Genomic DNA, 22664 nt, shown 5'->3' with positions numbered 1-22664 from the left:
TTCAAGGATGCAAGACATGCCCGGCATGACGCTGTACGACAAACTGGTGGCCAGCCATGAGGTGGCCCGGATCGACGACGAGCACGTGCTGCTGTACGTCGATCTGCACATCATGAACGAATACACCAGCCCGCAGGCCTTCAGCGGCCTGGCCGCGCGCGGGCGCGCGGTGCTGCGCCCCGGGCAGCAGATGGCGGTGGTGGACCACGTCATCCCCACCCATCCGGTCGCGCCGGCGCTGCGCGTCATCGCCGACGAGGCGTCCTCGCGCCAGGCGGGCAACCTCAAGCGCAATTGCGATGCGCAGCAGATCGCGCTGTTCGACACCACCGATCCGCTGCAGGGCATCGAGCACGTGATCGCGCCCGAGCACGGCATGGTGCTGCCGGGCATGGTGGTGCTGTGCGGCGACAGCCACACCACCACCTACGGCGCGCTGGGCGCGCTGGGCTTCGGCATCGGAACCTCGGAAGTCGAGCACATCCTGGCCACGCAGACCCTGGTGTACCGAGTGGCGCGTAACATGCGCATCCGCATCGACGGCACGCTGGGCCGCGGCGTCACGGCCAAGGACCTGGTCATCTGCGTGGTGCATCGCATCGGCGCGCAGGGCGCGCGCGGCCATGCCGTGGAGTTCTGCGGCGAGGCGATAGACGCGCTGTCGGCCGAGGCCCGCATGACCCTGTGCAACATGACGGTCGAGGCCGGCGCGCGCGCCGCGCTGATCGCGCCGGACGCCACCACCGACGCCTATGTCGCCGCGCACGCGCCGCAGTTGCGGGGCGACGTCCTGGCGCAGGCGCGCGCCAGCTGGGCCGGATTGCGATCGGACGCCGACGCCGTCTTCGACGTGGAGTACGTGCTGGACGCCGCAACCATCGCGCCCTTCGTCACCTGGGGCACCAGCCCGGACCAGGCCGTGCCGATCGATGGCGTCGTGCCCGACCCGCAAGCCGAGCCCGACGCGCTCGCCCGCCTGGCGCTGGAGAAGGCCATGGACTACATCGGCCTGACGCCGGGCGCGCCCATCGCGGGCCTGCCGATAGACCGGGTGTTCATCGGCTCCTGCACCAACGGCCGCATCGAGGATCTGCGCGCCGCGGCCAGCGTGGTGCGCGGGCGCAAGGTCGCGGCCGGCGTGCGGGCCATGGTGGTGCCGGGCTCGGGTGCGGTGCGCGCCCAGGCCGAGGCCGAGGGCGTGGCCGCGCAATTGATCGAGGCGGGCTTCGAGTGGCGCCAGCCGGGCTGCTCCATGTGCCTGGCCATGAACGACGACGTGCTGAGCCCGGGCGAGCGCTGCGCCTCCACCACCAACCGGAATTTCGAAGGCAGGCAGGGCCGGGCGGGGCGCACCCACCTGATGAGTCCGGCCATGGCCGCCGCCGCCGCGCTGGCCGGCCGCATCGTCGACGTGCGCGAATGGGAGAAATGAATGAACCCGATGATCGAAGGCGTGGCCGCGCCCCTGCCTTTTTCCAATCTGGACACCGACCAGATCATGCCCAAGCAGTTCCTGCGCATTATCGACAAGTCGGGCCTGGAGCGGGGGCTGCTGTATGACCTGCGCTTCGACGCCGACGGCGCGCCGCGGCCCGGTTTCGTGCTGAACCAGCCGGCCTACGCCGGCGCGCGCATTCTGGTGGCGGGGCCGAACTTCGGCTGCGGCTCCAGCCGCGAGCATGCCGTGTGGGGCCTGCAGCAGTTCGGCATCCGCGCGGTGATTGCGCCCAGCTTCGGCGAAATTTTCTACTTCAACGCGGTCAACAACGGCTTGCTGCTGGTCAGCCTGGCGCCAGCCGAGGTCGATGCGCTGCTTGCCCGGGTATCCGATACGGCCGCCAACCGCGTGAGCATCGACGTGGCGGCCGGCCGTGTCAGCGCCGCCGACGGCTGGACCGCCGGTTTCACGCTGCCCGAACGCCATCGCCGGATGTACGCTCAGGGCCTGGACATGGTGGGCGCGTCGCTGCAGCGGCTGGACGAAGTGCAGCGTTTCGAGGCCGGACATTGGGCGCGCCATCCATGGATGAAAGACGTGGCGCGCCGGGTGCGCGACCGCCTGGACGCCGGCCGCGCAGACTGAGGCAGACCCATGACCGATTTCTTCGACCTACCCATCCGCCGCATCGCCGTCGACGGCGTGCGCATCGCCGCGCGCATCGACGGCTCGGGGCCGCCGCTGCTGCTGCTTCACGGCCATCCGCAGACCCATGCCATCTGGCACCGCGTGTGGCCCGAGCTGACGCGGCACCGCACCTGCGTGGCGGCGGACCTGCGCGGCTATGGCGACAGCGACAAGCCGCCCGCCAGCGCCGGCCACGCCGCGCATTCCAAGCGCGCAATGGCGGCCGACATGGCGGGGCTGATGCAGGCGCTGGGCCATGCGCGCTTCGAGGTGCTGGCGCACGATCGCGGCGCGCGCGTGGCGCACCGGCTGGCGCTGGACCATGCCGCGGCGCTCCAGCGCATGATGCTGCTGGACATCGCGCCGACCCTGGACATGTACGAAGGCACGACGCGCGCTTTCGCCCAGGCCTATTTCCACTGGTTCTGGCTGATCCAGCCGGCGCCGCTGCCGGAAACCATGATCGAGCGCGACCCCGTTTTCTACCTGCGTTCGGTCATGGGCGGGCGGCCCGGCGGGCTGGCGCATTTCTCCAAGGAGGCGATGGCCGAGTACGAGCGCGCCGCGCGGCTGCCGGGCTGGGCCACCGGCATCTGCGAGGACTACCGGGCCTCGGCCACCCTGGACCTGGAGCATGACCGCGCCGGCCGCAAGGCCGGCGAGCGCCTGACCCAGCCGCTGCGGGTGCTGTGGGGCGAGCGCGGCGCGGTAGGCAGGAATTTCGACGTGCTGGGCCTGTGGCGCGCGGTGGCCGACGACGTGTCGGGCGGCCCGCTGCCGGGGGCGCACTACCTGGCGGAGGAGTGCCCCGAGGCGCTGATGGCGCAGGTGCGGGCGTTCTTCGGATGGGACGGCGATCCGGCCCCTTAGCCCACGGGGGCAAGCCTGGACGCGGAGTAGGGCCATCCAAAAAGGGACGCACCGTGGATGTTAACCTTCGGCCCATGAATCGCTACACCGTCGACCTCTCCGAGCTGCCCGCCGCCGAAGACGCGCAACGCGCCTTCAAAGCCACCGATTCGCCCTGCGTGGCGGTGTGCTCCACGCTGTTCGACGAAATCTGCCGCGGCTGCGGCCGCACGGCCATGGAAGTCGCCAACTGGGTCTTCATGACCGAGGAAGAAAAACGCGAGGTCTGGGTGCGCATCAAGGCGCAGGGCTATCCGCGCCGCAACAACTAGTGTGCTGTCCCGTAGATACGCCCGCACGAAATTCCCCCCTTGACGCCAGGGCGTCGTTGCAAATCCTCGCGATACCTACGGGTATCGCTGCGGTTTGCGCCTAGCCCTGACGCCAAGAGGAGAAATTTCGTCGTGCGGACGCATCTACGGGACAGCACACTAGCCGGGCGTTGCGCGGCCGCACAGGCCGTCTTGGGCGTGTCACATGGAGCGGGCTAAATCGCGCTTGTCATCCATTTCCGGCCCCCGCCACCGGCTCCATCATGCGCATCGTCCTGGTCACGGATGCCTGGCATCCGCAAGTCAATGGCGTCGTCCGCACCTGGACGACCATGCAGCAGATCCTGAGCGAATGGGGCCACGAGCTGATCGTGGTGAATCCCCAGGGCAGCCGCACGGTGCCCGCGCCATCTGAGCCGGACCTGCGCCTGTGCCTGCAACCCGGCCGGCAGCTGCGCCGCATCCTGGGCGAGACCGTGCCCGACGCGCTGCACATCGCCACCGAAGGGCCGCTGGGCCTGGCGGCGCGCCGGCTGGCGCTGGCGCGGGGCTGGCGCTTCACCACCTCCTTCCACACCATGTTCCCCGACTATCTGCAGGCGCGCATGGGCATTCCGGCGGCCTTGCCGTGGCGCTACCTGCGCTGGTTCCACCGGCCCTCGCAGCGCGTGCTGGTGCCCACGCCCACGGTGCGCGACGTGCTGGCGCGGCGGGGGCTGGCCAATCTGCGGATCTGGTCGCGCGGGGTGGACCCGCGCAAGTTCCGGCCTGGCGCCGGCGCGGTGTTCGAAGGCCTGCCCCGGCCCGTGTTCCTGAGCGTGGGGCGCGTGGCGCGCGAGAAGAATCTGGACGCCTTCCTGGAGCTGGACCTGCCGGGCAGCAAGGTGGTGGTCGGCGCCGGTCCGGACGAGGCGCGCCTGAAAAAGCGCTTTCCCGGCGCGGTCTTCATGGGCATGCAGCAGGACCCCGCGCTGCCGGCGCTGTATGGCGGCGCCGACGTGTTCGTGTTTCCCAGCCTGACCGACACCTTCGGCCTGGTCATGCTGGAGGCCATGGCCTGCGGCACGCCGGTGGCCGCGTTTCGCAGCGAGGCGCCGCTGGCGGTGGTGGCGCAGGGGGTGACCGGCGTGCTCGACGAGGACCTCGGCCACGCCTGCCGCGCGGCGCTGTCGCTGGACCGCCACGCGGTGCGCGAGCACGCGCTGACCCGCAGCTGGGACGCGGTGGCCTCGGACCTGCTGGCCGCGCTGGTGCCGCTGGACGGCACCGCCCGCGGCGCGCACCTGTTCAGCATGCCGGAGAACGCTGGCCGGCCGGCGCAGCAATAAGCGCCCGTGGCCCCGCGCCTGCTGCCCGCGGCACGGTTCCCGGGTACAATGCTCGGCAATCCTGAGGAGCGTTGCGACGACCCAGCGGTCGCCAGGCTCAGGAATCCTTGTTCAAGCGGCGCGCCCTCGGCGCGGCGCTGCAGCAACGGCGCTCACCTTTGTCGCATATGGCGGAAAAGGCGGGCACTCGACTGTCGTGGTGTATTCGCGTTGTCCGGCCATCTTGCGCGCCGTTCGTATTTCACGTGGAGCCTACACACCATGAACGCTGTGACTGACAAATCCTTCTCCGACTACATCGTCGCCGACCTGTCGCTGGCCGGCTGGGGCCGCCGCGAGCTGGCCATCGCCGAAACCGAAATGCCCGGCCTGATGGCCATCCGCGAGGAATTCGCGGCCCAGCAGCCGCTCAAGGGCGCCCGCATCGCCGGCAGCCTGCACATGACCATCCAGACCGGCGTGCTGATCGAAACGCTGGTGGCCCTGGGCGCCGAAGTGCGCTGGGCTTCGTGCAACATCTTCTCCACGCAGGACCACGCCGCCGCCGCCATCGCGGCCTCGGGCACGCCGGTCTTCGCCGTTAAGGGCGAGACGCTGGAAGAGTACTGGCAGTACACCCACAAGATCTTCGAATGGCCCAACGGCCAGCACGCCAACATGATCCTGGACGACGGCGGCGACGCCACCTTGATGCTGCACCTGGGCACCAAGGCCGAGAAGGACATCTCGGTGCTGGCCAACCCGGGCAGCGACGAAGAACGCATCCTGTTCGCCGCCATCAAGGAAACGCTGCAACGCGATCCCAAGTGGTATTCGACGCGCCTGGCCCAGATCAAGGGCGTGACCGAGGAAACCACCACCGGCGTGCACCGCCTCTACCAGATGTCGCAGAAGGGCGAACTGGCCTTCGCCGCCATCAACGTCAACGACTCGGTCACCAAGTCCAAGTTCGACAACCTGTACGGCTGCCGCGAATCGCTGGTCGACGGCATCAAGCGCGCCACCGACGTGATGGTCGCGGGCAAGATCGCGGTGGTGGCCGGCTACGGCGACGTGGGCAAGGGCTGCGCCCAGGCGCTGGCCGCGCTGCGCGCCCAGGTCTGGGTCACCGAGATCGACCCGATCTGCGCCTTGCAGGCCGCCATGGAAGGCTTCAAGGTCGTGACCATGGAAGAGGCCGCCGCGCACGGCGACATCTTCGTCACCGCCACGGGCAACTACCACGTCATCACGCGCGAGCACATGAACGCCATGAAGGACCAGGCCATCGTGTGCAACATCGGCCACTTCGACAACGAAATCGACGTCGCCAGCCTGGCCGACTGCAAGTGGGAAGAGATCAAGCCGCAGGTCGACCACGTCATCTTCCCGGACGGCAAGCGCATCATCCTGCTGGCCCAGGGCCGCCTGGTGAACCTGGGTTGCGCCACCGGCCACCCGTCGTTCGTGATGTCCTCGTCGTTCGCCAACCAGACGATCGCCCAGATCGAGCTGTACACGCGCAACGAGGCCTACAAGTCGGGCGAAGTCTACGTGCTGCCCAAGCACCTGGACGAGAAGGTCGCGCGCCTGCACCTGAAGAAGCTGGGCGTGAAGCTCACCACCCTGCGCCAGGAACAGGCCGACTACATCAGCGTGCCGGTCGAAGGCCCGTACAAGCCCAACCACTACCGTTATTGAGGGTTGTAGCAAAATAGGGGAAGTACCGCGCCATGTCGGCGCGGGCTTACCGGTCCGCAGCTCCCTCTCGCGACCGCATTGCGGCCGCGAGGCCGGCGGACCCAACACAGGAGGTCGAACATGGCATTGATACTCGTCTGGATCCTGAACGCGGTGGCCCTGCTGGCGGTTGCCTATCTGCTGCCCGGCATCACCGTGGCCAGCTTCGGTTCTGCACTCATCGCCGCGCTGGTGCTGGGCCTGGTCAACATGCTGGTCAAGCCGGTGCTGGTGCTGCTGACGCTGCCCATCACGATCGTCACGCTGGGCCTCTTCCTCATCGTCATCAACGCCTTGTTGTTCTGGTTCGTCGGCTCCGTGCTGAAGGGCTTCCAGGTCAACGGGTTCTGGTGGGCCGTGGGCGGTGCGATCCTGTACAGCATCATCTCGGGCCTGCTCACCAAGCTGATCCCCTAGAGTCGATCCCACCCCCGAGCGCTGCGCGCTCCCCCTCAAGGGGGCATGCCGGCGGACCGGCGAAGCCGGCTCCGCGGCATCCCAGTGGGGCGCACCCGGTTCATGCGGGACGCGTAGTGCTTATAGATAACTGCTGATATGTCCGATTCGATTTCTCCTGCTTTCAGTCTGGAATTTTTCCCCCCGCGCGACCTGGCCGGCCAAGAACGGCTGGTGCGCGCGGCCAAGCAGATGCTGGCCATCCAGCCCAAGTACGTCAGCGTGACGTTCGGCGCGGGCGGCTCCACGCGTGCGGGCACGGCGGACGCCGTGCGCACGCTGCGCAACCTGGGCTGCGATGCGGCGCCGCACCTGTCGTGCGTCGGCGCCTCGCGCCAGGACCTGCGGGACATCCTCCAGGCCTACAAGAGCGAAGGCGTGCGGCGCGTGGTCGCCCTGCGCGGCGACCTGCCCTCGGGCATGGGCGGCGATGCGGGCGAGCTGCGCTACGCCAACGAACTGGTGACGTTCATCCGCGAGGAGACCGGCGACTGGTTCCACATCGAAGTGGCGGCCTATCCCGAAATGCATCCGCAGGCGGCCAACCCCTCGGCCGACCTGGACCATTTCGTGCGCAAGGTGCGGGCCGGCGCCAATGCCGCCATCACGCAGTACTTCTTCAACGCCGACGCCTACTTCGACTTCGTCGACCGGGCCCAGGCCAAGGGCGTGGACGTGCCCATCGTGCCGGGCATCATGCCCATCACGAACCACACGCAGCTGCTGCGCTTCTCGGAAATGTGCGGCGCGGAAGTGCCGCGCTGGATCCGCCTGCGCCTGGCGGAGTTCGGCGACGACAAGGCCTCCATCCGCGCCTTCGGCGTGGACGTGGTGACCGAGCTGTGCCAGACGCTGCTGGACAACGGCGCGCCGGGCCTGCATTTCTACACCCTGAACCACGCCGAAGCGCCGATGGCGGTGTGGCGGGAATTGTCGCGGCAGGGATGAGGGCGGGGGCTTTGGGCGCCTGATGGGTTCCGCGCGCTCGAGCCTTGATTTCTTGTGTCGAATATCGCGCGCTGCACCCATCCTACGGCCTCACCACCGTAGGATGGGCGCAGCGCGAGAACGCCTGGGCAAGAACACGAATATCGAACGCGCGTAGCCCATCGGCCCCCCGGGCCGCCTATTCCGGCTGAATCCCCGCCTGGCGGATCTGCTCGCCCCAGGCTTCATACTGCGACCGGACGAATTGCTGCAAAGGCTCGCCGACCGCCAGGTCCGGCTCCATGCCCATCGCGCGCAGCCGTTCCTGGACGGCGGCATCGCGCATCGTCGCGCTCAACTGGTCGGCCCACCACTTGGCCGCCTCGGGCGCCAGGCCGGCCGGGCCGGCCACGCCGATCCAGCCGGTCAGGTCCAGGCTGCCCATGCCCAGCTCGCCGGCCGTGGGCACCGCGGGCAGAATCGTCGAGCGCTTGCTGGAGACCAGCGCCACGGCGTTCAGGTTCTGCGCGCGGATCTGCGGCAGCACCGCGCCCAGGTCGGCCGCCACGAAATCGATGCGCCCGCCCAGCAGGTCGGTCACGGCGGCGGGCTGGCCCTTGTAGGGCACGCCCAGCACCTCGGCGCCGGCGGCGCGGCTGAAGGCGGCCGCGACCACCTGGCCGGTGCCCGAGCCGTAGCCGCTGGTCACCGACTGCGGCTTCTGCCTGGCCGCCGCCACCAGCTGGCGCGCGTCGCCGTACGAGCCGCTGGCGCGCGTGACGATCACCACGTCGAACCGGACCACCCGGCCCACCTGGGTGAAGTCCTTGATCGCGTCATAGCGCTGGAACGCCTTGGACAGGTAGGGGCCCGAGGAACTGGTGGCGCTGGAGCTGGGCATCATGGTGTAGCCGTCGGGCGCGGCCCGGGCCACGGCGTCCACGCCCAGCACGCCCAGGGCGCCCGGCTTGTTCTCGACGACGATCTGCGCGCCGGTGCGGGCGCGGATGTCGTCGACCACCACGCGCGAGACGTTGTCGATGGTGCTGCCGGCCGGAAAACCGACGATGAAGCGTATGGGCTTGTCGGCCTGCGGGTAGCCGCCGGCGGCGGCCAGCGCGGGCACGCAGAGCGCGGCCGCCGCCAGGGCGGCTCGGATCGGGTTGTGCATGGTTGTCTCCTCTGTTTCTTTGTGCGGGTCAGCGAGCTTGGCCGGCGCGCGCCAGCGCCAGGATCTCGTCGGTGTGTTCGCCCAGCCCCGGCGGATGCCGGCGGATCTCGCCCGGCGTGCGGCTGAACCTGACGGGCAGGCCGGCCTGGATCAGGCGTCCTTCTGTGGGATGCTCCGATTCATGCCAGAAGCCGGTGGCCTTGAGATGGGGGTCGGCCAGCAGCTCCTCGAAGCCGTTGACCGGCGCGAAGGGGATGTCGGCGCTGGCCAGCAGTTCGGTCCATTGCGCGGTGCTGCGTTCGGCCAGCACCGTCTCCACGTAGCGGTACAGCTCCGGGAAATGGCGGCTGCGGCTGTTGAGGGTCTGGTAGCGTGGGTCCTGCGCCATCTCGGGATGGCCGGTCAGGTCGAAAAAGCGCTGCCATTGCGGGGTGGTGTAGGGCACGACGCTCATGTAGCCGTCGCGCGTGCGGAACGGGCGGCGGTATTCGTTGAGCAGGCGCGTGTAGCCCGCCGGGCCCTCGGGCGGCACGAAGGTCAGGCCGGCCAGATGTTCCGGCGCCAGGAAGGCCACCATGCATTCGAACATCGGCACCTCGACCGCCTGGCCGCCGGCGCCGCGTTCGCGCGCCAGCAGCGCGCTGGTCACGGCGTTGGCCACGTACAGGGCCACCACCTTGTCGGCGACCACCGAATTGACGTAGCAGGGCGCGCCGGCGCCCGCGCCGCCTTGCAGCCAGGCCATGCCCGAGGCCGCCTGGATGGTGTCGTCGATGGCGGCGCGTCCGGCGTACGGGCCGGCTTCCGAATAGCCGTAGCAGGCGCAATACACCAGCTCGGGAAAGCGCGCCGCCAGCGTCGCGTAGTCCAGGCCCAGGCGGCGCATGGCGGGCGCGCGCATGTTGGAGATGAACACGTCGGCCCCGCCGATCAGCGCGTCCAGCTGCGCGCGGCCCTCGGCGGTCTTGACGTCGATCACCGCGCTGCGCTTGTTGCGGTTGAGGTTGAGGTGGGTGTGGCTCATGGCGGCATGGCGCTGCGGCGTGACGTGGCGGAACACGTCGCCTTCGGCGGACTCGATCTTGATCACGTCCGCGCCCATGTCGCCGAGCATCTGGGTGGCCATGGGCCCCATGCCCACGCTGGTCATGTCGATGACGCGTATGCCGTGCAGCGGTCCGGGCATGCTCAGTCCTCCCCCAGCAGGCGGCGCGCCAGGCGCAGGTGCGGCCGGTCGATCATCTTGCCGTCCAGCCGCAGCGTGCCCGCGCCGGGATGCTGCGCGAACGCGTCGATCACGGCCCGCGCCCATTGCAGCTGCTGCGCGTCGGGCGTCAGCGCGGCGTTGACGGCGTCGACGTGGCGCGGATGGATCGCCATCTTGCCGACGAAGCCGTCGCGGAAAGCCTCGCGGGACTCGTCGGCCAGCACGTCAGGCGCGTCCAGGTCCACGCAGACCGTGTCGATGGCGCGCACGCCGGCGGCGGCCGCGGCCATCAGGCACAGCGAGCGCGCCAGCCGGAACGGTTCGGTATAGCGGCCGGCATCGCGGTTGCGCAGCGCGCCCACGTCGGCGGCCAGGTCTTCCCCGCCCCAGGACAGGCCCCAGAGGCGGGCGGTGGCGTCGCGGTAATCGTGCAGCCCGAACAGCGACTGCGCGGTTTCGGTGACGATGGCCAGGATGCGGGTGGCGCCGGCGGCGGCGCCCGCGGCCGCCTCGAACGCGTCCAGGTAGTGCGCAAGCTGGCGCATGTCTTCGCGGCTGCGGCACTTGGGCAGCACGATGCCGCAGGGAGCGGCCGGCATCACGGCCGCCAGGTCGGCCAGCGCCGCGCCGCTGTCCAGCGCGTTGATCCGCACCCACAGGGACTTGCCGGCCGCGCCGCGTTCCAGCATGGCGCGCACCTGGGCGCGGGCTTCGGCTTTCTGGTCCGGCGCGACGGAATCCTCCAGGTCCAGGATCAGCGCGTCGGCCGCGCTGGCGGCGGCATGCTCGAATTTGCGCGCGGAATCGCCGGGCACGAAGAGCAGGGATCGGGTCATGGCGAGCCTCCTAGGGCTGCTTGCGCATCAGGGCCGAGCGCTTGCAGGTGGCGACCACTTCGTCGCGGTGGTTCAGGGCGGTGTGCTCGAACTCGACGATGCCCGCGTCCGGGCGCGAGCGGCTCTCGCGCATGGAGAGCACGCGGGTGCGCACATGCAGCGTGTCGCCGGCGAAGACCGGCTTGGGGAAATTCACGTCGGTCATGCCGAGGTTGGCCACCGTGGTGCCCAGCGTGGTGTCGTTGACCGTCATGCCGATCAGCAGGCCCAGCGTGAACAGGCTGTTGACCAGCGGCTTGCCGAATTCGGTCTTCGCGGCGAAATGCGCGTCCAGGTGCAGCGGCTGCACGTTCATCGTCAGCGAGCTGAACAGCACGTTGTCCATCTCGGTCAGGGTGCGGGTCCAGGCGTGATCGAAAGCCTGTCCGACGGAAAACTGTTCGTAATAGAGGCCAGCCATGTTTCTTCCTTCTGGGGGAGAGCGCCGGGCGCCAGCCCGGTTCCGGAGTCGCCGCAACAGAGGGGATTCCGGCGGCGTTCTTACTCTTGAACAAAAGTTTATAGTCATGAACGCGTATCGGCAACGCCCGGGCCTAGGCGTAAACCCGCATGGCGTCGCCGCGGGCCTGGCGGGCGGCCGCGGGAATCCGGGGAAGGAAAGGGGGAAACCGCGCCCGGGAACCGGGCGCGGGCAGCGGCAGGGGAAGAGCCCTACCGGGCGAGCGGGGCGGGGGTGTCGATGCGCTGGGCCAGCTGGCGGCTGGCGGCCAGCAGGGTCTGGCCGATGGCGTCGGCCTTGGCCGCCGACCGGTCCAGCGGCGCGCCCACCACCAGCGCCAGCACCGTGCCGTACAGCACCAGGGGGGCGGCGACCGACAGCGTGTCGGCCTGGTGTTCCGCCAGGTTCACGTGCCAGCCGCGCTCGGCCTCGGACGCGATCAGGCGCAGCAGCTGCTTGTGGGTCTTGACGGTCTGGCTGGTGTAGCGGTCCAGGCTCAGGCGCGCAGCCAGCGCCTCGCGCTCGGCGGGCGCCATGGCGCCCAGCAGGGCGCGTCCGGAGGCCGAGGCGTGCAGCGGCTTGCGCTGGCCGGCCTTGGCCGTGAACCGCACGATGCGTTCGGGTTCGACGACGTCCAGGTAGACCACGTGGTCGCCGGCGCGCTGCGCCAGGATCAGCGTCTCGCCCAGCTCGTCGCGCAGCGCTTCCAGCGTAGGCCGGATGCGCGTGGTCAGCTGGTCATGTTCGGCCACCGTGCTGGCTTCGTTCAGCCAGCGCCGGGTCAGGTAATAGCGCCCCGCGGTCTGGTGCGCATAGCCATCGCCTTCCAGCGTGTCGAGCAGGGCCAGGCAGCTGGATTTGGGTATGCCCAGCCCCGCCGAAATCTGCGACAGGGTGGCGGGCGCCTGGGTGGCGGCGAAGAACTGCAGGATGTCCAGCACCCGCCGGGCGCTTTTTACGTCGTTCGTACTCATGCACGGCAATATATATTCATGAACGGGCACCGGCAACCGCCGCTGCCCGCCGTGCTTCAGTCGGCGTATACCCCCGCCTTGCGGATCACGCCGCCCCACTTGTCGACCTCGCTCTTGAGCCAGGTCTGCAGGCCTTCGGGCGTCTGCTTGGATTCCGGCACGATCTCGGCGCCCAGCTCGGCCATCTTCTGCGTGAAGGCCGGGTCCTTGAGCGCGGCGCGCAGGGCCGCGTTGAACTTGGCGATGGCCTCGGGCGGCGTGCCCTTGGGCGCGTAGACGCCGTGCCACACCTTGACCTCAAAGCCCTTCAGGCCGCTTTCCTGCAAGGTCGGCGCATCGGGCAGCGTCTTGATGCGTTCCAGCGTGGTGACGCCGTACAGCTTCACGCGGTCGGCCTTGATTTGCGGAATGGTCTGCGTGGTCTGGTCGCACAGCACGTCGACCTGGCCGCCCAGCAGCGCGGTCATCGCCGGCGCGGTGCCGGCGTAGGGCACGGTGGTGAACTGCACGCCCAGCGATTCCTGCAGCAGCATGCCGCAAAGCTGCGACACGGCGCCCAGGCCGGCATTGGCCAGGTTGATCTTGTTGCCGTTTTCGCGCGCGTACTTGATGAAGGCCGGCATGCCGTCGGCCGGCAGGTCCTTGCGGCCCAGCAGCGTCATGGGCACGTCGGCCACCTGGCCGACATAGGCGAAGTCGGTCAGCGGATTGAACGACAGCTTGCGGTACAGCGCCGGCGCGGTGGCCATGCCGTTGTGATGGATCAGGAAGGTGTAGCCGTCGGGCGCGGCGCGCGCCACGTGCTGCGAGGCCAGCGTACCGCCGGCGCCCGTGCGGTTCTCGATGACGATGCTCTGGCCCAGCGTCTTGGCCATGGATGCGCCCAGACTGCGCGCGACTACGTCGGTGGGTCCGCCCGCGGCGAAGGGCACGACCAGCGAAATCGGATGGTTGGGATAGGCGCCTTGCGCGGCCGCATTGCCGGCCGCCAGGCACGAAAGGGCCAGGACCGGCCAGGCGGCGCGTCGGGCCGCGCGCATGAAAATAGGGGGCATGTCTCGCTCCTCGTGGTTTTATCGGGGGCCCCCAGGGCAAAGCATGACGGGCCATGGCCAGTGTGGCCCACCTGCGCCCGGATGAGAATTCGCGGTTCTGCAAGCCGGGTTTCGGTAGCTGGAAAGGAGGGTTTATACGGAAGGCTGGCTACCCGCGGGCATCGCTGGCCGTTCGCATCGTTCCAGGCCGCTGCAGGGCAGGGCGACCGCCTGCAGCCGATCGTAAAAGTAGCGGTGGAATATCTCCCAGTCCCGGTACTGGCTGGACGCCACCTCATACGCGCACGGGCGGCCCACCAGACCACAGATCCAGTCCGCGCACTGCAGCGTCTGGAAAAGATGGCTCTCGCCTTGGATCAGCGGCTCGATCAGGGTTCTGCATCGGTGGGCGGCATCTTCGAACATTGCCAGCGTGCAGACCTCCACGTTCATTTCGCGCCAACTGCCGCCGGCTTGTTGCTCGTCGACCAGGAGCATGAAGGTGGCCTGCCGCGCCGAGAAGAAGCGGTCCGCACGTCGGACAATGCGTAGCAGCTGGTGTTTGAAGCGTTCTGCGGACTGGTGCCGCGAGGTGCTGGCCGTCTTGCGTTCGCCGCTGTAGACCACGTGCCCGCCGATCTGCCGGATATGGTTGAGCAATCGGCCCGTGGCGGTCCGCAGTTGGCTGTATCGCTGCACATTCCTGACGGTATAGCGCAGTGTATTGCGCGGGAGCCGGTTGTTTACCCTTCAGTGCATGGAAATGTCACGCATGAAGCGGCCCGGACCAAAACACGAAAGCCCGCCGCAATTCATTGCGGCGGGCCTCGGAAGGTGGGCACATGACGGGCATATGCGTTGGCGAAAATGTAGTCCCCTGCGCGCTCCGGTGCAAGAAGCCGGGCGCCTCGACACCCCTGTATTGGACTGAATCCCGCCAACGAGGGCTAGCGGCCGGATTCGATGGCCCGACGCTAGCCCGCCTGCTTCTTGCCCGGGTCTTCGGCGAGCGACTGCGGCGCGGGGTGGCTTGCGCCCGTTTCGCCGACCGGTTCGGCGCGCAGCGGCTGGTGCACGCGGCTGGGCGGCACCAGCGAGGTCGGGGCCTCGGGGCTGGTCCACAGCGGAGCGGGGATTTCGGCGAAGACCTGGCGCAGGCGCTCGCCCCAGCTGCCGCGGATCATGCGGAAGTATTCATTGTTCTCGTCGATGCAGGCGAAATGCGTGACGCGCAGCGTATCGGCGCCGTAGACCAGCAGATCCAGCGGCAGGCCGACCGAGATGTTGGAGCGCAGCGTGGAGTCCATGGAGATCAGCGCGCACTTGGCGGCTTCGTCCAGCGAGGTGTCGGGGCGCAGCACCCGGTCCAGGATGGGCTTGCCATACTTGGCCTCGCCGATCTGGAAGTACGGACATTCCTGGCCGGCCTCGATGAAGTTGCCGGCCGAGTACACCTGGAACAGCCGGCAGCGCTCGGCGCCGATCTGGCCGCCGAAGATCAGGCTGACGTTGAAGTCGACATGCTGCTCGTGCAGGGCGGCGGCTTCGTGGCGGTAGACCTCGCGCACCGCCGCGCCGACCACGCAGGCGGCCTCGAACATGTCGGGCGCGCTCCAGAGCGTTTCGCAGCCTTCGGGGCGAGGGCGCGTGAGCGCGTTCAGCACGGCCTGGCTGACCGCCAGGTTGCCCGAAGTCATCAGCGTCATGACGCGGTCGCCGGCGCGCTCGAAAACCGTCATCTTGCGAAAGACGCTGATCTGGTCGACGCCCGCATTGGTGCGGGAGTCGGAAAGGAACACCAGGCCGGAATCGAGACGGGCCGCGACGCAATAGGTCATGATCGGAACCGGGAAAAGCCATGCCGCATTCATTGTATTGCGGGGCGTTCCGGCGCGCGTTACGGTTTGCACCGTTTTGGTGCAAACCGCAGGCCGTCGCGGCGGCGTCAGCTCAGGCGGTAGCTGTGCAGCGTGGTGCCGCCGGCGCCGCCTTGCTCCAGCGGCGCGGCGGGCACCCAGCCGTCCTCGGTCAGGACCGCGTCCAGCGGGAAGTCATGCGCGGCCGGCGCGTAGCCGGCGTCCAGCGCGCCGCAGCTCCAGGCGATGCCGATGGCGATGAACGGGTGGCCGCGGTCGCGCAGCGCGGCCAGGCTGCGGTCGTAGTAGCCGCCGCCGTAGCCCAGGCGGTCGCCTTGGGCGGTGTAGCCCAGGGTGGGCACCAGCACCACGTCGGGCAGCAGTTCGGCGCCGTGCACCGGTTCCTGGATGCCGTAGGGGCCCGCGCGCAGTTCGGCCTCGGGCGTCCAGGGCAGGAAGGCGAGCGGCGCATTGCGTTCGCGCACCACCGGCAGCGCCACGGCCACGCCGCCGTCGGCCCATTGCTGCAGCAGGGGGCGCAGGTCGGGCTCGTCGGCCATGGGCCAGAACGCGGCCACGGTGGCCGGCGCGGCGCGGCCGGCGCGGACCGCTTCGTCGCGCGCCGCGTTCAGCCAGGTGAACAGCCGCGCGCGCATCAGCAGGGCGCCGCGGCCGCGCTGGTTTTCAGGCAGTTCGGCGCGCATTTTCCGCAATCGCGCGCGTAGCTGGACTGCGGTATTCTCTGGAATATTTTGCGTACTCATGCGGTGGTAGTGACAGGAATGGACAAAGATGGCGGAAGTGGCGGCGGCTTTGGCGGTCGAATGAGGGACGGCGCATGACACAAACTCTCCAAACCGGACGGTATCAGAAATCCGCGCACAAGGCCGCGGGCCCCGTCGCCGGAGCCGGGCTGCGCCGCTGGTTGCCGCTCCTGGCGCTGTTCACCGCGGCCTGTGCGCCGGTGGACGCGCAGCAGCGCAACGCGTCCATCAATGCCCAGCCGCAGGCCGCCGCCCAGGCCGCGCAGCCTGTCATTTCCGTGCCGCCCGCCGTGCTGGCGGGCCTGCCGCCCACCAACGATACGCCCGCGCTGGCCGCCGTGGTGGCCGCGCGCGAGGCCATGCAGCGCAAGCAGTGGTCCATCCTGGGCGCGCTGGTGCCGCAGGCCAAGTCCGACCCGCTGGGCATGTATCCCGAATACTGGCTGCTGCGCTATCAGCTGTGGACGCCGCCGGCCAGCGGCAGGCCCACCGCCGCGCTGCAGCAGTTCGTCAGCAGCAATCCGGATTCCTATCTGGCCGACCGGCTGCGCGGCGACTGGCTGCTTGCGGCCGCGCGCAGCGGCGACTTCGAAACCGTGCGCAAGCTGGCGCCGGTGAAAAACAGCAACGCCCAGATCGAATGCGCCATCCTGGACGCCCAGCACATGACCGGCAAGCGCGTCACCGCCGCGCAGGCCACCAGCGCCTTCGCGCCGGGCTCGGCCTGCTGGGCGCTGTATGACCAACTGGTGGCCGACGGCGTGCTCGGCTGGCAGGAGATCGAGCCGCAGCTGCGCGACGCCATCGAGGCCAACAAGACGACCGATGCGCGCAAGTTCGTGCAATACATCTTCGAGCCCGGCGACCTGAAAGCCTACGATCAGCTCATGAAGGATCCGATGCGGTGGCTGACGCGCCAGGACCGCCTGCCCGTGGGCCGCAACGAAAAAGAGCTGGTGACCATCGCGCTGGCCCGCCTGGCGCGCTCTGATGTCAGCGTGGCCGATTCCTACCTGCGCCGCGAATGGTCCAAGTCCGGGGAGTGGTCCAAGGCGATGGCCAAGTCGAACCTGGCCTGGGTCCGCAGCCAGTACGCGCTGACCGCCGCGCTCAAGCTCGACAGCCGCGCCGACGACTGGTATCGCGAGGCCGGCCATATCCGCATGACGGAATACAACGCCGCCTGGAAGGTGCGCGCGGCCCTGCGCCAGCCCAAGATCGACTGGAAGTGGGTCATCGAATCCATCGACCAGATGCCGCCGGCGCAGCAGGCGGACCCTTCGTGGGTGTACTGGAAGGCGCGCGGCCAGGCCGCGCTGGGCAACAAGGAACAGGCCGCGGCCGCCTACGCCAGCATCGCGGACCGCTTCGACTTCTACGGCCAGCTGGCGGCCGAGGAGCTGGGCCGGCGCATCAACGTGCCGCCGCGTCCGGCGCCCGTGACCGACCAGGAAATCGCCGAGGCCCGCGCCAACCCGGGCCTGCGCCGCGCGGTCCAGCTGTTCCGCCTGGGCTGGCGCGCCGAGGCGGTGCCGGAATGGAATTACAGCCTGCGCGGCATGAGCGACCGCCAGCTGCTGGCCGCCGCCGAACTGGCCCGGGCCGAGAACATCTACGACCGGGTGGTCAACACGTCCGACCGCACCGAGAAGGAATTCGATTTCAGCCAGCGCTTCATCGCGCCCTTCGAGGGCCGCGTCACCGCCAAGGCCAACGCCATCGCGCTGGACCCGGCCTGGGTCTACGGCCTGATCCGCCAGGAATCGCGCTTCATCATGGACGCGCGTTCGCACGTGGGCGCCTCCGGCCTGATGCAGCTGATGCCGGCCACCGCCAAGTGGGTGGCGGGCAAGATCGGCATGAGCGACTTCACGCCCGACAGCGTCAACGATTTCGACACCAACACCGTGCTGGGCACCAACTACCTGAACATGGTGCTGCGCGACCTGGACGGCTCGCAGATGCTGGCCAGCGCCGGCTACAACGCCGGTCCGCGCCGCCCGCACAACTGGCGCTCGACCTTCACCCATCCGGTCGAGGGCGCGATCTTCGCCGAGACCATCCCCTTCACGGAAACGCGCACCTACGTCAAGAACGTGATGTCCAACGCGGTCTATTACGCCGCCATGTTCAGCGGCCAGCCCCAGTCCCTGAAAGAACGCCTGGGCAGCGTCGTGCCGCTGGGCGCCGAAACCACCGCGCTGCCATGAGCCGCGATCCCGCCATCGCGGGCCTGCGGGTCTATATCGTGGGCGGCGCGGTGCGCGACGCGCTGCTCGGCCTGCCGCCCGGCGACCACGACTGGGTCGTGGTGGGCGCCACGCCGGAAGACATGGCGCGGCGCGGCTTCATACCGGTGGGCGGCGATTTTCCCGTGTTCCTGCATCCGCGCAGCAAAGAGGAATACGCGCTGGCGCGCACCGAGCGCAAATCGGGCCGCGGCTACAAGGGCTTCACCTTCTATACCGGCTCCGACGTCACGCTGGAGGAAGACCTGCGCCGGCGCGACCTGACGGTCAATGCCATTGCCCAGACGCCCGAGGGCGAGCTGGTCGACCCGCTGGGCGGCGTGGCTGACGTGCGCGCCCGCGTGCTGCGCCACGTGGGCGAGGCCTTCGAGGAAGATCCGGTGCGCATCCTGCGCCTGGGCCGCTTTGCCGCGCGCTTCGGCGATTTCACCATCGCGCCCGAGACCCTGGAACTGTGCCGGCGCATGGTCCAGGCCGGCGAGGCCGACGCGCTGGTGCCCGAACGCGTCTGGAAGGAACTGTCGCGCGGGCTCATGGCGTCCACGCCATCGCGCATGCTGGGCGTGCTGCGCGATTGCGGCGCGCTGGCCCGGGTGATGCCGGAGCTGCAGGAGGTGGACGTCACGGCCGCCGACGTGGACCGCGCGGCCGGACTGGGCCTGCCGTTGCCCGGCCGCTATGCGCTGCTGTGCCGCCTGACGCCGGAACGCGAGGCGCTGGGCCGCCGGCTGCGCGTGCCCACCGAGTGCAACGACTACGCGCGCCTGCTGCCCGAGGTGCTGGCCGGGCTGGACGCAGCGCAGCAGGCGGCCGACGCCGCCGACGCGCAGCTGGCCTTGATGGAACGCGCCGACGCGCTGCGCAAGCCGCAGCGTTTCGCCGATCTGCTGGAGACGGCGGCGGTGTTGCGTCCGGTGGACCGGCAGGCGTGGCGCGCGCGCGTGGAAGCGGTGCGTGGCGTGGATGCGGGCGCGATCGCGCGGGCCAGCGCCGGCGATCCGGCGCGCATCAAGGAAGGGGTGCGCGCCGCGCGCCTGCAGCAGCTGCGCGCGGGCGCCGCGCCGCTATAGCTTGCCCAGCCGGTCGCCGCGCGCGAAGCCGGCCAGCGGCTGCGCGATGCCGCGCCCCACCGCCAGCACCTTGAACAGTTCGCCCATCTCCGCTTCGGACAGCAGCTTCTGCACGGGCGCGACGGTCTTGGCGTAGTTCTGCACGTCGGCCGGATCGAGCTGCGCGAGCAGCTCCATCAGCCCGGCGTTCATGAGGAAGCGGGCCTGCGAGGTATAGCCCAGGACCTGCAGGCCGGCGGCCTGCGCCGCGTCGGCCATCGCGGTGAAATCGACGTGCGCGGTGATGTCCTGCAGGCCGGGGGCGGTAAAGGGATCGCCGTGCGCGTGATGGCGCAGATGGCACATGAGCGTGCCGCCGGCGCGTTGCGGGTGGTAGTACTCGCCTTGCGGAAAGCCGTAGTCCACCAGCAGCGCCGCGCCGCGTTCGAGCCAGCGGCCCATCGCGGCGATCCAGGCTTCGGCCTGCAGATTGATCTCGGACACGTAGCCCGGCAGCGGCGGCATGCGGTCGGCCACGGCGGCGGCCAGCGCCGGCGGCGCCGGCCGGTCTTCCCAGACGAAGCCCTGCGCATCGTCGACCGCCACGCCGCGTTCCAGCACGGCGGCGCCGTCGTCGCTCCAGCGAAAGAGCGAGACCGGCATCGCGTCCAGCACTTCGTTGGCCAGCACGCAGCCGGCAAAGGCCTCGGGCAGCGCGTCCAGCCACTGCACGCGGTCGCCGAACGGCGCCAGTCTTTCGGCCTGGCGCGCGCGCAGGTCGGCCGACACTTCCAGGATCAGGTAGCGGGTCTGCGCCAGCCCCAGCGCATCCAGCTCGCGCAGCACGCCTTCGGCCAGCGCGCCGGTGCCGGCGCCGAACTCCAGCACGGCGTCGGCGCCGGTCTGGCGCAGCACCTCGGCGGCCTGGCGCGCCAGCGTGCGGGCGAACAGCGGCGTCAGCTGCGGGGCCGTGACGAAGTCGCCCGCCGGTGTGGCGGCGGAGGCGTCCGCCTCGGCCAGCTTGACGTTGCCTGCCGCGTAATAGCCCAGGCCGGGCGCGTACAGCGCCTGCGCCATCCAGCGGTCGAACGGCAGCCAGCCGCCATGGGCCGCGATGGCATCGCGCAGATGGGCGGCCGCGGCCTCGGAATGTTCGAGGGCGGCGGGCGACAGGGTGGGGAGATTGGCGGGGGCGGAGCGTTGCATGATCGGATGAGGCGGTGGCAGGCCGCCATTTTAAGAAAACCCCGCGTCCGTTACCGGAGCGCGGGGTTTGCGTGGCTCAGACCGTCGGATCAGCCGCGGCGGTCGAAGCGCTTGGGGCCGCCGGGGCGCTTGTCGAACGAGGGCTTGCCGCGGAAACCGCCTTCCGGACGGTCGCCGCCGCGGAAGCCGCCTTCGCGTTGCGGGCGGTCGCCGAAGCTGGCGCGGTCGTTGTAGCTGTGGCGCGAATCGCGGTCGCCGCCGCGGAAACCGCCTTCGCGCGGGCCGCGCTCGCTGAACGGACGCGGATCGCGCTGCGGACGGTCGCCGTAGCTGGGACGATCGTTGTAGCCGCGCGCCTCGCGCTCGCCGCCGCGGAAACCGCCCTCGCGCTGGGGACGGTCGCCCCAGGAGCGGTTGCCCTGGTAGCCGCCCTCGCGCTGGGGACGGTCGCCGAAGCTGGGACGGTCGCCGAAGGAACGCGCCGGACGGTCGCCGAACGGACGATTGCCCTGGTAGCCGCCCTCGCGCGGGGCGCTGTCGCGGTGGCCTTGGTAGCCGCCTTCACGCGGCTTGAACTCGCCGCGCGGGCCGCCGAAGGAACGGCCTTCGCGATGGCCCTGGTAGCCGCCGCCGGGACGCTTGCCGAACGGTTTGCCACCGCGCGGGCCGCCGGTGGACGGACGCGGGGTGCGCTTGGGCTCCAGGCCGGCGATCACTTCGGGCGTGATCGACTGGCCGATGTAGTGCTCGATGCGGCGGACCTTGTGGCGCTCGGAATGCGTGGCCAGCGTGAACGCCAGGCCGTTGCGGCCGGCGCGGCCGGTGCGGCCGATGCGGTGCACGTAGTCCTCGGCCTGCATCGGCAGGTCGAAGTTGACGGCGTGGCTGATGCCCTGCACGTCGATGCCGCGGGCGGCCACGTCGGTGGCCACCAGGATGCGCAGCTGGCCGCGCTGCAGCTGCGACAGGGTGCGGGTGCGCTGGCGCTGGTTCATGTCGCCGTGCAGGGCGGCGGCGGCGAAGCCCTGGTCGGCCAGGTGGTCGGCCAGATCGTCGGCGCCGCGCTTGGTCGAGGTGAAGACGATGGCCTGGTCCAGCGAGGCGTCGCGCAGCACGTGGTCCAGCAACTGCATCTTGTGGCTGGCGTCGTCGGCGTACAGCAGGCTTTGCGTGATGTTGGTGTGCTTTTCCTTGTGGCCGGCGATCTCGATGCGTTGCGGCTCGCGCATCATGCGCGCGGCCAGCTTGGCGACGGTGCCGTCCAGCGTGGCCGAGAACAGCAGCGTCTGGCGGCCTTCGGGCAGGCGGCCGACGATGGTCTCGATGTCTTCGATGAAGCCCATGTCCAGCATGCGGTCGGCTTCGTCCAGCACCAGCGTGTGCACGGTGTTCAGCTTGACGCGGCCCGAGTTCAGGTGGTCGATCAGGCGGCCCGGGGTGGCGACCAGCACGTCCACGCGGCGCGACAGCGCCTTCAGCTGCGCGCCGTAGGGCATGCCGCCGACGACGGTGGCGGTGCGCAGGTCGGCCAGCTTGCGGCCGTAGGTGGCGGTGGCGTCGGTGACCTGCAGGGCCAGTTCGCGGGTCGGGGTCAGCACCAGCACCTGCACGCCCACGCCCTTGTTGGCGGGGTGCTGGGCGATGCGGTGCAGGGCCGGCAGCATGAAGGCGGCGGTCTTGCCGCTGCCCGTCTGCGAGGACACCATCAGGTCGTGGCCGGCCAGCGCCTGCGGAATGGCGGCGGCCTGGACGGCGGTGGGGGTGGTGAAGCCAGCTTCTTGGACGGCCGACAACAGGGCGGGAGCGAGACCCAGGTTTTCGAAAGACATTACTTTCCCTTGCCGCAATCAATGCGACGCAATGCTTGGTCGGGCCAGGGGATTAGGCGGCCGGATCCAGGCGACGGTTGATGGAGCATCGTGCCGACCGGATCAACCATGCGCGTGGCGCGTTCTCGTGTACTGACTGGAACGCAGGGCGAAAGGAAAGGGGTCAGGAATCGATGATAGTTCGGCATGGGGCCGGGGCGGTTGCCCGGCGAACTGCGAAAACTTCCGCTAAATCAAGGCGGTAAATGCCGAAC

21 protein-coding genes and 1 riboswitch are annotated in these 22664 nt (G+C 69.6%); of the genes, 10 read left to right on the top strand and 11 right to left on the bottom strand.

Annotated elements, in window-relative coordinates; translation table 11 throughout:
• Positions 1-16: 16 nt before the first annotated feature.
• From leuC to metF, 8 genes are all read left to right on the top strand, one after another.
• Positions 17-1432: a 3-isopropylmalate dehydratase large subunit gene (gene leuC, locus AC1M14_RS25455; RefSeq protein WP_479731836.1), complete on the top strand. Its 1416-nt coding sequence runs from the start codon at positions 17-19 to the stop codon at positions 1430-1432.
• Entirely contained in the window at positions 1433-2083 is a 651-nt protein-coding gene (gene leuD, locus AC1M14_RS25450; RefSeq protein ID WP_209165858.1) for a 3-isopropylmalate dehydratase small subunit, read from the top strand.
• A gap of 9 nt (positions 2084-2092) precedes the next feature.
• Positions 2093-2995 (top strand): alpha/beta fold hydrolase, encoded by a 903-nt coding sequence (locus AC1M14_RS25445; protein ID WP_479730648.1) that lies wholly within the window; start codon positions 2093-2095, stop codon positions 2993-2995.
• A gap of 74 nt (positions 2996-3069) precedes the next feature.
• The gene (locus AC1M14_RS25440) at positions 3070-3306 is read left to right on the top strand and encodes a DUF1289 domain-containing protein (RefSeq protein ID WP_062683348.1); all 237 of its coding nucleotides are present in this window, start codon (positions 3070-3072) and stop codon (positions 3304-3306) included.
• A 263-nt stretch (positions 3307-3569) separates the two neighbouring features.
• On the top strand, positions 3570-4634 hold the full coding sequence (locus AC1M14_RS25435; protein WP_479730647.1) for a glycosyltransferase family 4 protein: 1065 nt from the start codon (positions 3570-3572) through the stop codon (positions 4632-4634).
• Positions 4635-4691: 57 nt separating this feature from the next.
• Positions 4692-4795: riboswitch (S-adenosyl-L-homocysteine riboswitch) on the top strand.
• Positions 4796-4895: 100 nt separating this feature from the next.
• Positions 4896-6314: an adenosylhomocysteinase gene (ahcY, locus tag AC1M14_RS25430; RefSeq protein WP_111826892.1), complete on the top strand. Its 1419-nt coding sequence runs from the start codon at positions 4896-4898 to the stop codon at positions 6312-6314.
• A 120-nt stretch (positions 6315-6434) separates the two neighbouring features.
• The gene (locus AC1M14_RS25425; RefSeq protein ID WP_006389784.1) at positions 6435-6770 is read left to right on the top strand and encodes a phage holin family protein; all 336 of its coding nucleotides are present in this window, start codon (positions 6435-6437) and stop codon (positions 6768-6770) included.
• Positions 6771-6908: 138 nt separating this feature from the next.
• Complete coding sequence (gene metF, locus AC1M14_RS25420) at positions 6909-7757, top strand: methylenetetrahydrofolate reductase [NAD(P)H] (protein WP_479730646.1); 849 nt, start codon at positions 6909-6911, stop codon at positions 7755-7757.
• A 178-nt stretch (positions 7758-7935) separates the two neighbouring features.
• On the opposite strand, the gene AC1M14_RS25415 is transcribed toward metF, so the two are convergent.
• From AC1M14_RS25415 to AC1M14_RS25375, 9 genes are all read right to left on the bottom strand, one after another.
• Positions 7936-8907 (bottom strand): Bug family tripartite tricarboxylate transporter substrate binding protein, encoded by a 972-nt coding sequence (locus tag AC1M14_RS25415; protein ID WP_102775153.1) that lies wholly within the window; start codon positions 8905-8907, stop codon positions 7936-7938.
• 28 nt (positions 8908-8935) lie between these two features.
• Positions 8936-10093: a CaiB/BaiF CoA transferase family protein gene (locus AC1M14_RS25410; protein WP_102775154.1), complete on the bottom strand. Its 1158-nt coding sequence runs from the start codon at positions 10091-10093 to the stop codon at positions 8936-8938.
• A 2-nt stretch (positions 10094-10095) separates the two neighbouring features.
• Entirely contained in the window at positions 10096-10950 is an 855-nt protein-coding gene (locus tag AC1M14_RS25405; protein ID WP_102775155.1) for an HpcH/HpaI aldolase/citrate lyase family protein, read from the bottom strand.
• Between the two features lie 10 nt (positions 10951-10960).
• A complete protein-coding gene (locus AC1M14_RS25400) occupies positions 10961-11410 on the bottom strand; it encodes a MaoC family dehydratase (protein ID WP_102775156.1) in 450 nt (149 codons plus the stop codon).
• A gap of 251 nt (positions 11411-11661) precedes the next feature.
• Positions 11662-12423, bottom strand: a complete 762-nt coding sequence (locus AC1M14_RS25395) for an IclR family transcriptional regulator (RefSeq protein ID WP_209165854.1) — start codon at positions 12421-12423, stop codon at positions 11662-11664.
• Positions 12424-12479: 56 nt separating this feature from the next.
• Positions 12480-13478 carry a tripartite tricarboxylate transporter substrate-binding protein gene (locus tag AC1M14_RS25390; RefSeq protein ID WP_102775158.1) on the bottom strand — a complete coding sequence of 333 codons (999 nt, stop codon included), beginning with the start codon at positions 13476-13478 and terminating at the stop codon, positions 12480-12482.
• A 132-nt stretch (positions 13479-13610) separates the two neighbouring features.
• Positions 13611-14117, bottom strand: a complete 507-nt coding sequence (locus AC1M14_RS25385; RefSeq protein ID WP_479730645.1) for a DUF3800 domain-containing protein — start codon at positions 14115-14117, stop codon at positions 13611-13613.
• A 314-nt stretch (positions 14118-14431) separates the two neighbouring features.
• On the bottom strand, positions 14432-15295 hold the full coding sequence (locus tag AC1M14_RS25380) for a proteasome-type protease (RefSeq protein WP_479730644.1): 864 nt from the start codon (positions 15293-15295) through the stop codon (positions 14432-14434).
• A 107-nt stretch (positions 15296-15402) separates the two neighbouring features.
• Complete coding sequence (locus AC1M14_RS25375) at positions 15403-16077, bottom strand: 5-formyltetrahydrofolate cyclo-ligase (RefSeq protein ID WP_102775161.1); 675 nt, start codon at positions 16075-16077, stop codon at positions 15403-15405.
• Positions 16078-16151: 74 nt separating this feature from the next.
• Between AC1M14_RS25375 and AC1M14_RS25370 the strand changes: the two genes are divergently transcribed.
• Together AC1M14_RS25370 and AC1M14_RS25365 are read left to right on the top strand one after the other, a co-directional pair.
• A complete protein-coding gene (locus AC1M14_RS25370; protein WP_479730643.1) occupies positions 16152-18287 on the top strand; it encodes a lytic transglycosylase domain-containing protein in 2136 nt (711 codons plus the stop codon).
• A complete protein-coding gene (locus tag AC1M14_RS25365; RefSeq protein WP_111826887.1) occupies positions 18284-19396 on the top strand; it encodes a tRNA nucleotidyltransferase/poly(A) polymerase-related protein in 1113 nt (370 codons plus the stop codon). Before AC1M14_RS25370 ends, AC1M14_RS25365 begins: the two co-directional genes overlap by 4 nt.
• Here the strand turns inward: AC1M14_RS25365 and AC1M14_RS25360 are convergent.
• Positions 19391-20581 carry a class I SAM-dependent methyltransferase gene (locus AC1M14_RS25360; RefSeq protein ID WP_102775164.1) on the bottom strand — a complete coding sequence of 397 codons (1191 nt, stop codon included), beginning with the start codon at positions 20579-20581 and terminating at the stop codon, positions 19391-19393. The genes AC1M14_RS25365 and AC1M14_RS25360 overlap by 6 nt on opposite strands.
• 89 nt (positions 20582-20670) lie before the next feature.
• Positions 20671-22410: a DEAD/DEAH box helicase gene (locus AC1M14_RS25355; protein ID WP_479730642.1), complete on the bottom strand. Its 1740-nt coding sequence runs from the start codon at positions 22408-22410 to the stop codon at positions 20671-20673.
• Between the last annotated feature and the right edge of the window lie 254 nt (positions 22411-22664).

This window comes from Achromobacter sp. SX5 (assembly GCF_056711425.1).
The sequence above is the reverse complement of the archived record's forward strand: the minus strand, read 5'-3'. Positions and strand labels throughout refer to the sequence as shown.

What these genes read in the sequence shown, in the direction of transcription:
- leuC (WP_479731836.1), top strand. Translation starts at nt 17, where the DNA reads ATGCCCGGCATGACGCTGTACGACAAACTGGTGGCCAGCCATGAGGTG.
- leuD (WP_209165858.1), top strand. Translation starts at nt 1,433, where the DNA reads ATGAACCCGATGATCGAAGGCGTGGCCGCGCCCCTGCCTTTTTCCAAT.
- AC1M14_RS25445 (WP_479730648.1), top strand. Translation starts at nt 2,093, where the DNA reads ATGACCGATTTCTTCGACCTACCCATCCGCCGCATCGCCGTCGACGGC.
- AC1M14_RS25440 (WP_062683348.1), top strand. Translation starts at nt 3,070, where the DNA reads ATGAATCGCTACACCGTCGACCTCTCCGAGCTGCCCGCCGCCGAAGAC.
- AC1M14_RS25435 (WP_479730647.1), top strand. Translation starts at nt 3,570, where the DNA reads ATGCGCATCGTCCTGGTCACGGATGCCTGGCATCCGCAAGTCAATGGC.
- ahcY (WP_111826892.1), top strand. Translation starts at nt 4,896, where the DNA reads ATGAACGCTGTGACTGACAAATCCTTCTCCGACTACATCGTCGCCGAC.
- AC1M14_RS25425 (WP_006389784.1), top strand. Translation starts at nt 6,435, where the DNA reads ATGGCATTGATACTCGTCTGGATCCTGAACGCGGTGGCCCTGCTGGCG.
- metF (WP_479730646.1), top strand. Translation starts at nt 6,909, where the DNA reads ATGTCCGATTCGATTTCTCCTGCTTTCAGTCTGGAATTTTTCCCCCCG.
- AC1M14_RS25415 (WP_102775153.1), bottom strand. Translation starts at nt 8,907, where the DNA reads ATGCACAACCCGATCCGAGCCGCCCTGGCGGCGGCCGCGCTCTGCGTG.
- AC1M14_RS25410 (WP_102775154.1), bottom strand. Translation starts at nt 10,093, where the DNA reads ATGCCCGGACCGCTGCACGGCATACGCGTCATCGACATGACCAGCGTG.
- AC1M14_RS25405 (WP_102775155.1), bottom strand. Translation starts at nt 10,950, where the DNA reads ATGACCCGATCCCTGCTCTTCGTGCCCGGCGATTCCGCGCGCAAATTC.
- AC1M14_RS25400 (WP_102775156.1), bottom strand. Translation starts at nt 11,410, where the DNA reads ATGGCTGGCCTCTATTACGAACAGTTTTCCGTCGGACAGGCTTTCGAT.
- AC1M14_RS25395 (WP_209165854.1), bottom strand. Translation starts at nt 12,423, where the DNA reads ATGAGTACGAACGACGTAAAAAGCGCCCGGCGGGTGCTGGACATCCTG.
- AC1M14_RS25390 (WP_102775158.1), bottom strand. Translation starts at nt 13,478, where the DNA reads ATGCCCCCTATTTTCATGCGCGCGGCCCGACGCGCCGCCTGGCCGGTC.
- AC1M14_RS25380 (WP_479730644.1), bottom strand. Translation starts at nt 15,295, where the DNA reads ATGACCTATTGCGTCGCGGCCCGTCTCGATTCCGGCCTGGTGTTCCTT.
- AC1M14_RS25375 (WP_102775161.1), bottom strand. Translation starts at nt 16,077, where the DNA reads ATGAGTACGCAAAATATTCCAGAGAATACCGCAGTCCAGCTACGCGCG.
- AC1M14_RS25370 (WP_479730643.1), top strand. Translation starts at nt 16,152, where the DNA reads ATGACACAAACTCTCCAAACCGGACGGTATCAGAAATCCGCGCACAAG.
- AC1M14_RS25365 (WP_111826887.1), top strand. Translation starts at nt 18,284, where the DNA reads ATGAGCCGCGATCCCGCCATCGCGGGCCTGCGGGTCTATATCGTGGGC.
- AC1M14_RS25360 (WP_102775164.1), bottom strand. Translation starts at nt 20,581, where the DNA reads ATGCAACGCTCCGCCCCCGCCAATCTCCCCACCCTGTCGCCCGCCGCC.
- AC1M14_RS25355 (WP_479730642.1), bottom strand. Translation starts at nt 22,410, where the DNA reads ATGTCTTTCGAAAACCTGGGTCTCGCTCCCGCCCTGTTGTCGGCCGTC.